At 64.1% G+C, this 11,014-nt stretch carries 8 protein-coding genes; all 8 read right to left on the bottom strand.

Going from position 1 to position 11,014, the window contains the following annotated elements:
* Positions 1 to 62: 62 nt before the first annotated feature.
* Positions 63 to 695 (bottom strand): TetR family transcriptional regulator, encoded by a 633-nt coding sequence (locus tag RHIBR816_RS0104275; RefSeq protein ID WP_018235299.1) that lies wholly within the window; start codon positions 693 to 695, stop codon positions 63 to 65.
* Positions 696 to 790: 95 nt separating this feature from the next.
* Positions 791 to 3,937 carry an efflux RND transporter permease subunit gene (locus RHIBR816_RS0104270; protein ID WP_018235298.1) on the bottom strand — a complete coding sequence of 1,049 codons (3,147 nt, stop codon included), beginning with the start codon at positions 3,935 to 3,937 and terminating at the stop codon, positions 791 to 793.
* A 10-nt stretch (positions 3,938 to 3,947) separates the two neighbouring features.
* Positions 3,948 to 5,153: an efflux RND transporter periplasmic adaptor subunit gene (locus tag RHIBR816_RS0104265; RefSeq protein WP_018235297.1), complete on the bottom strand. Its 1,206-nt coding sequence runs from the start codon at positions 5,151 to 5,153 to the stop codon at positions 3,948 to 3,950.
* Positions 5,154 to 5,591: 438 nt separating this feature from the next.
* On the bottom strand, positions 5,592 to 6,599 hold the full coding sequence (locus RHIBR816_RS0104255; RefSeq protein WP_018235295.1) for an ABC transporter ATP-binding protein: 1,008 nt from the start codon (positions 6,597 to 6,599) through the stop codon (positions 5,592 to 5,594).
* A gap of 16 nt (positions 6,600 to 6,615) precedes the next feature.
* The gene (locus tag RHIBR816_RS0104250) at positions 6,616 to 7,680 is read right to left on the bottom strand and encodes a Gfo/Idh/MocA family protein (protein WP_018235294.1); all 1,065 of its coding nucleotides are present in this window, start codon (positions 7,678 to 7,680) and stop codon (positions 6,616 to 6,618) included.
* Positions 7,677 to 8,516 carry a carbohydrate ABC transporter permease gene (locus RHIBR816_RS0104245; RefSeq protein WP_018235293.1) on the bottom strand — a complete coding sequence of 280 codons (840 nt, stop codon included), beginning with the start codon at positions 8,514 to 8,516 and terminating at the stop codon, positions 7,677 to 7,679. Before RHIBR816_RS0104245 ends, RHIBR816_RS0104250 begins: the two co-directional genes overlap by 4 nt.
* Before the next feature lie 10 nt (positions 8,517 to 8,526).
* On the bottom strand, positions 8,527 to 9,474 hold the full coding sequence (locus RHIBR816_RS0104240; RefSeq protein ID WP_026186631.1) for a carbohydrate ABC transporter permease: 948 nt from the start codon (positions 9,472 to 9,474) through the stop codon (positions 8,527 to 8,529).
* Between the two features lie 233 nt (positions 9,475 to 9,707).
* Positions 9,708 to 10,967 (bottom strand): ABC transporter substrate-binding protein, encoded by a 1,260-nt coding sequence (locus RHIBR816_RS0104235; protein ID WP_018235291.1) that lies wholly within the window; start codon positions 10,965 to 10,967, stop codon positions 9,708 to 9,710.
* Positions 10,968 to 11,014 lie beyond the last annotated feature (47 nt).

Genomic DNA, 11,014 nt, shown 5'->3' with positions numbered 1-11,014 from the left:
TGGATCATTTCACCGTTTCAATGAAGCGATGAAATGATCCAGCTGGGCAGAAACGCCAGCACTCAGGCGGCGGACTGGGCGGAAAGCGTCTGCCGGAAGCTCTCGAAGAGGCGCCTGAGGGCGTCCCGTCCTTCGGCCGCCAGATCGAAGCGGCGGCCGAAAAGCAGCCATTCGGTAAAGAGCCCTATCACCATCCAACGCAGCGCGCGAACGGCAGCAGCCGGCGTCCAGTTCTCCCGCAACTGGCCGCGCTCCAGGGCGCGGGAGAAGGCAAGTTCGAGCATGGCGGTGTGGCGCTCCTCCATCTCCTTCTTGCGGTCGAGCACGGCGGCCATCTCGCTGTCGTAATCGCATCGGAGCATGATCGCGAGAATGCGCTGCCGCTGTTCGTCCATGGCAAGCGTCTCGAGCCATTCGCCGGTCGCCGTTTCGACGATCGCCAGCGTGTCGAAGGCCTCCGTCTCGATTTCGCGCGCGATCATGTCTTCCTGCGGCAGCGGCACGGCGTCGTAGAGTGCAAGGAAGAGATCGGTCTTGTTGGCGAAATGCCAATAGATGGCGCCGCGGGTGACGCCCGCCTCGCTGGCAACCTCGTCGAGGGTCGTGCCGGAAACACCCTTCTTGTAGAAGACGCGCTCCGCGGCGCTCAGGATCTTCTTGCGGGTTTCCGCGGCATCGGCCTTCGTTCGGCGCATGTCGTTCTCCTTGCAGTTTCGAGCGGGATGCGGCGGACAGCGCATCATCCGGCTTATCCGACGGCCCGCCGGTGAGGGCGGGCCGTTCTGACGCATTACTCTGCGGGCGTGGCGCTCCCGGATGCGGCCTCAGGTGCCGCGCCGGTTGCCTTTCTCCACCCGAAGATCTTCATGACGAACACGAAGAACACTGGTACGAAGAAGATCGCCAGCACCGTCGCCGAGATCATCCCGCCCATGACGCCGGTGCCGATGGCGCGCTGGCTGCCGGAGCTTGCCCCCGTCGCGATCGCCAGCGGCAGGACGCCGAGGGTGAAGGCGAGTGAGGTCATCAGGATCGGGCGGAAGCGCAGGTGCACGGCTTCGAGCGTCGCCTCGATCAGCGGTTTGCCCTGTTCGCGCAGCTCCTTGGCAAACTCGATGATCAGGATGGCGTTCTTCGCCGAAAGCCCGATGATGGCGATCAGGCCGACCTTGAAGTAGACGTCGTTCGGCATGTCGCGCATCGTCACCGCCAGCACCGCGCCGATGACGCCGAGCGGCACGACCATGATGACCGAGACCGGGATAGACCAGCTCTCGTAGAGTGCCGCCAGGCACAGGAAGACGAGCAGGCAGGAGAGCGCGATCAACAGCGGCGCCTGTGTGCCCGACTGGATCTCCTGCAGCGATTGCCCGGTCCATTCATAGCCGAAGCCCGGCGGAAGCTCAGCCACCAGCCGCTCCATCTCGGTGATCGCATCGCCGGAGGAGTAGCCCGGAGCCGCCTCGCCGCTGATGCGGACGGCCGGGTAGCCGTTATAGCCGACCGTCTGCGTCGGTGCCTTGACCCACTCGATATTGGCAAAGGCCGAGAGCGGCACCATGCCGCCGTTCGAATTGCGGACATTGAGGTTCAGGAGATCGGCCGGCTGCATGCGCTGGTTCTCGTCCGCCTGCACCGTCACGCGCTGCATGCGGCCGGCATTCGGGAAGTCGTTGACATAGGACGAGCCGAGATTGGTGGAGATCGTCGAGTTGATGTCGGCAAAGGTCACGCCGAAGGTGTTGGCCTTCTCGCGGTCGATGTTGACGCTGACCTGGGCCGCATCCGGCATGCCCTCGAAGCGAACGCTCGTCACCACCTTGCTCTGGGCGGCAAGACCGAGAAGCTGGTCGCGTGCCTCGGCCAGCGCCGCTTCGCCGAGCCCGGCGCGGTCCTGCAGCCGGAAGGAGAAGCCGCCGGTCGTGCCGAGGCCCTGGATCGCCGGCGGCGACAGCGCGAAGCTGATCGCGTCCTTGATCTGGCTCATTGCCATCGTCGCACGGCCGGCGATCGACTGGGCCGCGTTGTCCGCATCTCGCTCGCTCCAGTCCTTGAGCGTCACGAAGGCAAGCCCCGCATTCTGGCCGGTGCCGAAGAAGGAGAAGCCGTTGATGGCGACGATCGTGTCGACCGCCTTCTCCTGGCCGAAGATATGCTCCGCCTGTTGGATGACCTCGGTCGTGCGGTTTCCGGTCGCTTCCGACGGCAGCTGCATCATGACGATGACGAAGCCCTGGTCCTCGTCCGGCAGGAAGGAGGAGGGGAGCTGCATAAAGGCCCAGGCGAGGCCGCCGAGCAGCGCCAGATAGATGATCATGAAGCGTCCGGTGCGCGTCACCATGCGTCCGACCATGCCGGTATAGCCGCGCGAAGTGCGGTCGAAGCTGCGGTTGAACCAGCCGAAGAAGCCGCGCTTGGCGTGATGGTGGCCCTTCGGAACCTGCTTCAGGAAGCTGGCGCAGAGCGCCGGCGTCAGCGACAGCGCAAGAAACGCCGAGAACAGGATCGAAACGACCATGGTGAGGCTGAACTGGCGATAGATCACGCCGACGGCGCCCGGGAAGAAGGCCATCGGAATGAACACCGAGGCGAGCACCAGAGTGATGCCGATCACCGCTCCGGTGATCTGCTTCATCGCCTTACGGGTCGCCTCCTTCGGCGTCAGCCCTTCCTCCGACATGATGCGCTCGACGTTCTCGACGACAATGATCGCATCGTCGACGAGGATGCCGATCGCCAGCACCATGCCGAACATGGTCAAGACGTTGATCGAGAAGCCCATCGCCAGCATCACCGCGCAGGTGCCGAGAAGGGCCACCGGCACGACCAGCGTCGGGATGATCGTGTAGCGGATGTTCTGCAGGAACAGGAACATCACCAGGAAGACGAGCACCATGGCTTCGACGAGCGTCTCGACCACCTTCTGGATCGAGACGGCGACGAAGGGCGAGGTGTCGTAGGGAATGGAATATTCGAGCCCCGGGGGGAAGAACTCGGCGAGCTCGTCCATGCGCGCCTTGATCGCCTCGGAGGTCGAGATCGCATTGCCGCTCGGCGAGAGCTGCACGGCGATCGCCGCCGAGGGCTTGCCATTGAGGCGGGTCGAGAAGGAATAGCTCTCGCCGCCGATTTCGATGCGGGCGACGTCGCGCAGCCGGACGGCAGAGCCGTCGGCGTTCGCCCGAAGCACGATGGCACCGAATTCCTCCGGTGAGGAAAGCTGGCCCTTGATCACCACCGGGGCGCTGATCTGCTGGGTGATTGGGTTCGGCTGGGCGCCGATCGAGCCGGAGGCGATCTGGGCGTTCTGCGCCTGGATGGCCGCGGTCACGTCGGCGGCGGTCAGGTTGAGGCCGAGCATCTTGTCCGGATCGAGCCAGACGCGCATCGAGCGCTCGGTCGCGAACATCTGGGCGCGGCCGACGCCCTGAACGCGCTGGATTTCGCTCAAGACGTTGCGGCTCAGATAGTCGCCGAGACCGATCGCGTCCATCGAACCGTCAGTCGAGGTCAGCGAGATGATCAGAAGGAAGCCGGAGCCAGCCTCGTCCACCTGGACGCCTTGCTGCTTCACCGAATCGGGCAGCCGCGGCTCGACGCGTTGCACCCGGTTCTGGATGTCGACCGAGGCCTGGCTCGGGTCGGTGCCCGGTTCGAAGGTCGCGTTGATCTCGACGGAGCCCGACGCGCTGGAGGTCGATTCGAAGTAAAGCAGGCCCTCGACGCCGTTCAGCTCATCCTCGATCAGCCGCGTGACGCTCTGATAGGTGTCCTGCGACGAGGCGCCGGGATAGGTGGTATTGATCGAGATCTGCGGCGGCGCCACGTCCGGATATTGCGACACCGGCAAGAGCGGGATCGCAATGATGCCGGCGACCATGATGAAGATCGCCACCACCCAGGCAAAGATCGGCCTGTCGATGAAAAAACTGGGCATGGATGTGGTCTCACTTCACTGCGTTGGCGGACTTGTCGCCGGCGGCCGCCGCGCTCTGCTGTCCGGTGCCGGGCTTGGTGCCCGGGTTCCAATCGGTAGGTTCGACGGGAGCGCCGGGGGCGATCTTCTGGAAGCCTTCGACGATGACCTTTTCGCCCGCCTTGAGGCCGGCAGTTACCTGCCAGCGCTCGCCGACGGTCCGTCCCAGCGTGACGTTGCGGAACTCGACCTTCTTGTCGGCGGTCACGACATAGACCTGCGACTGGCCGGCATTGTTGCGCTGCACCGCCTGCTGCGGAACGGTGATCGCGTTCTTCTCCAGCCCCTGCTGGATCTGCACGCGCACATACATGCCCGGCAGCAGATCATTGTGCGGATTGGGAAACTCGCCGCGCAGCGTCACCTGGCCGGTGGTGGCGTCGACCGCCGCCTCGGAGAAGAGCAGCCGGCCCTTCAAGCCATAGGGCGTACCGTCGTCTAGGATGAGCTGCACTTCGGCCTCGTTCTTGCCGCTGATCAGCTGGCCATCCTGAAGCGCCTTGCGCAGCCGGATGAGGTCGGTCGCCGACTGGGTGAAGTCGGCATAGACGGGGTCGAGCTGCTGGATGGTTGCGAGATTCTGTGTGTCGCTCGCGCTGACCAGCGCGCCCTCAGTGATCAGCGCCCGGCCGATCCGGCCGCTGATCGGCGCAGTGACATTGGCGTATTGGAGGTTGAGCTTCGCCTCCGCGAGGCCCGCCTCGGCAATGCCGATGTCGGCCTCGGCCTGGGCGAGCGTCGCGATCGCGTCGTCATACTGCTGAACGGCCGCGACCTGCGCCTCCTTCAGCCGCGACTGCCGGTCGGCGGTCTGCTTGGCCTGGTCGCGCACGGCAATTGCCCGCTTCAGCGTCGCCTCGGCACTGTCGACCTTGACCTGGAATGGCGCCGGGTCGATCCGGTAGAGCACGTCGCCTTCCTTGACCATCGTGCCCTGCTCGAACACCCGTTCGACGACGATGCCGGAAACGCGCGGCCGAACCTCGGCGATCCGCGTCGGCGTGATGCGGCCGGGCAGCTCGTTGGTGATCGGCAAGGGCTCTGCCGCCGTCGTGAAAACGGCGACCGCGGCCGGAGGGAAAGCCGGGGCGGCGGCCTGCTCTTCGTTCTTCTGGCAGCCGGCGAGAAGGAGCACGGCTGTCAGCGAGGCGGCCAGTATCGGTCGGGTCATGTGCATCGCAAATGTCCAATATGCAAAGGGACCGTCTCGCGGCGCCTGCCGCGCGGTCCGTCAGGGAGATGACGCCGGAATCGGGGGAAGATACCGGAAAGCTAATATACAAACAGGAATGTATGTTAATTTCGGGCGCAGCGCAACAGGCTGGCGTGACAGGCGGGGAAGGGCAGAAAAGTTAATTGGCGCAGGCTCTTCGTCGCTGCGGCCCTTGGATGATCACGGAGGTGTGATCGCTTCAGAGCGACCCCCTCCCCAACCCCTCCCCACAAGGGGGAGGGGGCATGCATCCGCCGCCACGGCTAATGTCGTCTTAGGCACCCGAGAATGCGGAACGGCGCATGAACGGGGCGGGCGCGGCACGGCAAGCCCCTCCCCCTTGTGGGGAGGGGTTGGGGAGGGGAAGCCTCGCGCCGCTTTCGAGCGTAACTTGGATTGCGCCTACCGCCCGGAATTGATCACCCGGCCCTCGGCGTCGAAGCGGTGCATGCCGCCGATCACCGGGGTGGCGTGGACGACGTCGTCGGCCGCGTAGCGGTGTTCGCCGAAGAGCCGCACCGTCAGCGGCCCGACCTCGTCGGATTCGAGGTAGACGATCGTGTCGGCGCCGAGATGTTCGACATGGATCACCTTCGCCTTCCACTGGCCACCGTCGCGCGAAAGGCCGATATGTTCGGGGCGGATGCCGACCGTCTTGGCACTGTCGCCGAACCTCTCGCCGTCGATGAAGTTCATCTGCGGCGAGCCGATGAAACCGGCGACGAAGAGATTGGCGGGACGGTTGTAGAGCTCCATCGGCGAGCCGACCTGTTCGATACGGCCTCCGTTCAGGACGACGATCTTGTCGGCAAGCGTCATCGCCTCGACCTGGTCGTGGGTGACGTAGATCATCGTCGCCTTGAGGCTGCGATGCAGCCGGGCGATTTCGAGGCGCGTATTGACGCGCAGCGCCGCATCGAGGTTCGACAGCGGCTCGTCGAAGAGGAACAGTTTCGGCTCGCGCACGATGGCGCGGCCGATCGCGACGCGCTGGCGCTGGCCGCCGGAAAGCTCGGCCGGACGGCGGGCGAGATAGGGCTCGAGCGACAGCATCCCGGCCGCCTTGCCGACCTTCTCCTCGATCTCGGGTTTCGGCACGCCGGCCTGCTTCAGCCCGAGGCCCATATTGTCCTTCACCGTCAGGTGTGGGTAGAGCGCGTAGGATTGGAACACCATGGCGATGCCGCGTTTCGCCGGCGCCACATGGCCGACCTCGACACCGTCGATCTGCACGCTTCCGGAGGTTGCGTCCTCGAGGCCGGCGATGGTCCGGAGCAGGGTCGATTTTCCGCAGCCCGAAGGGCCGACGAAAATGACGAACTCGCCGTCCTTCACCTCGAGGTCGATGCCCTTCAGCACCTCATGGCCGCCATAGGCCTTGCGGATGGATTGGAGTTGCAGTGATCCCACGTTTCGCCCTCTCGGATTAAAGCTTGACCGGCTTGCCGGTGCGAACGCTTTCGTCTGCCGCCAGGCAGATCCTGAGCGATTGCACCGCATCGTCCATGTGTCGGTCGAGATTGATGTCTTCGCGAATGGCCTTGAGAACGAAGGCCTGTTCGCGGTCGCAAAGGTCCTGGTGACCCGGTTCGCCCTCCATCAGGAGGTCCTCGTCGGGTGTCAGGAAACGGCCGTCGGGACCGGTCGCGGCGCTGTGCAGGCGGATGACGGCGGTCTTGGTGTGGACGTCGATGTCGTCCGACTTGGCGTCCTGGTCCATGACGATCGACACCGATCCGTTTGGCGAGATCACGTCCTTCACGAAGAAGGCGGTCTCGGAGATCATCGGTCCCCAGCCGGCCTCGTACCAGCCGACCGAGCCATCCTCGAAAATGACCTGCAAGTGGCCGTAATTGTACATGTCGGCGGCGATTTCGTTGGAGAGCCTCAGGCCGATGCCGCGCACTTCGACGGGTTTCGCGTCGGTGATCTGGCACATGACATCGACATAATGGACGCCGCAATCGACGATCGGCGCGGTCGTCTGCATCAGCGACTTGTGCGTCGCCCAGGTCTGTCCGCTCGACTGCTGGTTCAGGTTCATGCGGAAGACATAGGGCGGTCCGAGCTTGCGCGCCTCGGCAATCAGCCGCATCCAGGATGGATGGTGGCGCAGGATATAGCCGACGATCAGCTTGCGGCCGTTGGCCCGGGCGCAGGCGACGACCCGCTCGGCATCGGCGACCGTGGTCGCCAGCGGCTTCTCGACGAAGACATGGCACCCTGCCTCCATCGCCGTCACCGCATAGGCCGCGTGGCTGTCCGAATAGGTGTTGATCGAGCAGAGCTCCGGCCTGAGCTCGAGGAGCGCTTCGCGCAAGGAGGGCAGGATCTCGTAGCCGGCAAGCGCCTCCGGCAGTCCGACCTTCGAGCGGTTGACGAGGCCGGCGATCTCGAAGCCGGGGTTGTGGTGATAGGCGAGCGCATGGCTGCGCCCCATATTGCCGAGCCCGGCGACGAGCACGCGGATCGGGTTTGCGGAAGAACTCATTTGACCGCTCCTGCCGTGATGCCGCGGATCAGCTGCCGCGAGAAGATGACGTAGAGGACGAGCACCGGGAAAATCGCCAGCGACAGGGCGGAGAGGACCGCGTTCCAGTTGGTGACGAACTGGCCGATGAAGATCTGCGAGCCGAGCGTCACGGTCTTGGTGGTTTCCGCCGGTGCCAGGATCAACGGGAACCACAGGTCGTTCCAGATCGGGATCATGGTGAAGACGGCGACCGTCGCCATGGCCGGCCGCACCAGCGGCAGCACCAGCCGGAAGAAGATCGCATACTCCGACAGCCCGTCGACGCGGCCGGCGTTCTTCAGGTCGTCCGAGACAGTGCGCATGAATTCGGACAGGATGAAGACGGCGAGCGGCAGGCCCTGCGCCGTATAGACGAGGATCAGTGCCGTCAGGGTGTTGACGAGGTTCGTCGCCACCATGCCCTGCAGGATCGCCACGGTGCCGAGCCGGATCGGGATCATGATGCCGAGCGCCAGGTAGAGCCCCATCAGCGTATTGCCGCGGAACCGGTATTCGGAGAGCGCGAAGGCGGCCATGGCGCCGAAGAGCAGCACGAGTGCGATCGACACGACGGTGACCACGACGCTGTTCTGGAAGTAGCCGATGAAATCGCCCTGCTTCAGTACTGTCTCGTAGCCGATCAGGCTGAAGCTCTCGGGCGTCGGGATCGCCAGGGGCTCGCGAAATATCGCGTTGCGGTTCTTGAACGAGTTGGCGATCGTCAGGAACACCGGGAACAGCGCCACGAGCGTATAGGCGATCAGCGCGACATGGACGGCGCCGGTCCGGGCGATGGAGGTTCGTGCTTTCGACATCCTGGTCTCCTCAGAACTGGTAGCGGCGCATGCGGCGCTGGATGGCGAACAGATAGAGCGACACGCCGGCCAGAATGATCAGGAACATGATCGCCGCGATCGTCGCGCCCATCGATCGGTCGCCGAGCTGGAGCTGGAACCCGAAGAAGGTGCGGTAGAGCAGGGTGCCGAGGATGTCCGTCGACTTGTCCGGGCCAGCAAGTGCGCCCTGCACCGTGTAGATCAGGTCGAAGGCGTTGAAGTTGCCGACGAAGGTCAGGATCGAGATGATGCCGATCGCCGGCAGGATCAGCGGCAGCTTGATCTTCCAGAACTGGCTCCAGCCGGTGACGCCGTCGAGCTCGGCCGCTTCGATCACCTCATCCGGGATGTTGAGGAGCGCCGCATAGATCAGCATCATCGGGATGCCGATATATTGCCAGACCGAGATCAGCGAGACGGCGATCAGCGCCGAATCGGGCCGGCCGAGCCAGGGCGCGAACAGCCATTTGAGGCCGACGATATCCATGAGAAAGGGCGCCACGCCCCAGATCGGCGACAGGATCAGCTTCCAGATGAAGCCGACGATGACGAAGGACAAGAGCGTCGGCAGGAAGATCGCCGTCCGGTAGAAGGCACTGAAACGCAGCTTCGGGATCGACAGCATGGCGGCAAGCGCAATGCCGATCGGGTTCTGCACCACCATGTGGATCAGGAAGAAGACGCAGTTGTTCCTGAGCGCGTTCCAGAAATCCGCAGCCCAGCGCGGATCGCCGAACAGAACCTGGAAATTGCCAAGGCCCACGAAGGCATATTGGCCGTCGACGGTGTTGTAGAAGGATTGGCGCAACGTCTCGATCAGCGGCAGGATCATCACCGCCGTGTAGACGATCAGGGCCGGCAGCAGAAAGACGAGGATATGCCAACGGCGGGGGCGCTTGATCTCGCTGACGTCCATTGTGGTTTCGCGTGGTTTCATGGCCTCTGGCCCGCTTCTCCAGGGACTGTTGCTCTTGGCACAGCCCGATTTTCGCTCGAATTGCCGCCGCCCGTCGCGCGTCATGGAGCGCTGTCATGGACATTGTCGGCACAGCCGCGTTCCGATCCGTCCGGCCTGGCGCCGGCGTTCACCGCGGCATTGGTTCTCCTCGTGACAAAGCTTCGCGGGGAGAATGAGGTGCGGCGAAGGCTGGCGCCGCACCCCGGTCGGTCTTATTTTGCCGGCTTGAACCAGCTGTCGAGGCCGTCCTGCAGCTTCTTGGCGGCCACCTCCGGCGTGTCGGTGCCGTTGATGACGTTGGCCGATTCCACCCAGGTCTCGTTTTCGAGGTTCGGCGTGCCGCGCGACAGGATCTGGTAGGTCGAGCGGATCGTCGACTTGCACTTCTCGCGCCAGGAGACGAATTCCTGGGCGAGCGGATCGGTCATCTTCACGGCCGTCGAGTTCAGGCTGAAGAAGCCGGGCAGCGCGTTGGCATAGATATCCGCAAATTCCGGCGAGGCGACCCAGGTCAGGAAGGTCTTGGCGGCATCCGCGTTCGGGCTCTTGGCGTTCAGGCCGATGCCGATGTCGGTGTGGTCGGATATGTAGCAGGTGTCACCGGCCTTCTTCACCGGCGGCGGGAAGGCGCCCATCTTGAACTGTGCCTGGGTATTGAAGCCGGAGATCTCCCACGAACCGGCCGGATAGATCGCGGCGCGGCCGAGCGTGAAGAGGTTCTGGCTGTCCGGATAGGTCTGCGCCTCGAAGCCGTCGCCAAGATAGTCCTTCCACTTGGCGAGCACGCGGTACGGCTCGACCCAGGCATCGTCGGTCAGCTTCTGCTCGCCCTTGATCAGCGCCAGACGCCCTTCCTCGCCCTTCCAGTAGTTCGGGCCGATGTTCTGGTAGCCCATGGTCGCGGCTTCCCAGAGATCCTTGGTGCCCATTGCCATCGGGATGTAGTTGCCGTCGGCCTTGATCTTGTCGAGCGCGGCAAAGAACTCTTCTTCGGTGGTCGGTATGGACAGCTTGAGCTGGTCGAAGGCATCCTTGTTGTAGATGAAGCCGTGGATGACCGAGGCCATCGGCACGCAGAAGGTCACCTTGCCGTCATCAGTGGTCCAGGCGGATTTGGCGACGTCGGAGAAGTTCTCCATGCCGGCAAGGCCGGTCAGGTCAGCGAGGTGCTTCTTGTTGTAGAGCTCCAGCGACGGGTCGAACGGGCGGCAGGTGATGAGATCGCCGGCCGACCCGGCATCAAGCTTGGCGTTGAGCGCGGAATTGTATTCGGTCGGGGCGGACGGCGAGAAGACGACCTTGATGCCCGGGTTCTTCGCCTCGAAGGCGGGGATCAGCTTTTCCTGCCAGATCGCCAGGTCGTCATTGCGCCAGCTCTCGATCGTCAGCGTCTTGTCCTGTGCTTGCACAAGCCCGGCCGAGCCGAGAATGCTCGATGCGAGCAGCAAGCCTTTGATTGTCGTACGGGTCATTCAGGTTCTCCCTCTTATAGGCGCCGCCACGGCGCGGTTCTGGTTCC

It is taken from the genome of Ensifer sp. BR816 (assembly GCF_000378985.1).
GTDB lineage: Bacteria > Pseudomonadota > Alphaproteobacteria > Rhizobiales > Rhizobiaceae > Sinorhizobium.
Note: the sequence above shows the minus strand (reverse complement) of the source record. Positions and strands in the feature narration are given on the sequence as shown.

Excerpts from the sequence above, each read along its gene's own strand:
- RHIBR816_RS0104275 (WP_018235299.1), bottom strand. The coding sequence starts at position 695 with ATGCGCCGAACGAAGGCCGATGCCGCGGAAACCCGCAAGAAGATCCTG.
- RHIBR816_RS0104270 (WP_018235298.1), bottom strand. The coding sequence starts at position 3,937 with ATGCCCAGTTTTTTCATCGACAGGCCGATCTTTGCCTGGGTGGTGGCG.
- RHIBR816_RS0104265 (WP_018235297.1), bottom strand. The coding sequence starts at position 5,153 with ATGCACATGACCCGACCGATACTGGCCGCCTCGCTGACAGCCGTGCTC.
- RHIBR816_RS0104250 (WP_018235294.1), bottom strand. The coding sequence starts at position 7,680 with ATGAGTTCTTCCGCAAACCCGATCCGCGTGCTCGTCGCCGGGCTCGGC.
- RHIBR816_RS0104245 (WP_018235293.1), bottom strand. The coding sequence starts at position 8,516 with ATGTCGAAAGCACGAACCTCCATCGCCCGGACCGGCGCCGTCCATGTC.
- RHIBR816_RS0104240 (WP_026186631.1), bottom strand. The coding sequence starts at position 9,474 with ATGAAACCACGCGAAACCACAATGGACGTCAGCGAGATCAAGCGCCCC.
- RHIBR816_RS0104235 (WP_018235291.1), bottom strand. The coding sequence starts at position 10,967 with ATGACCCGTACGACAATCAAAGGCTTGCTGCTCGCATCGAGCATTCTC.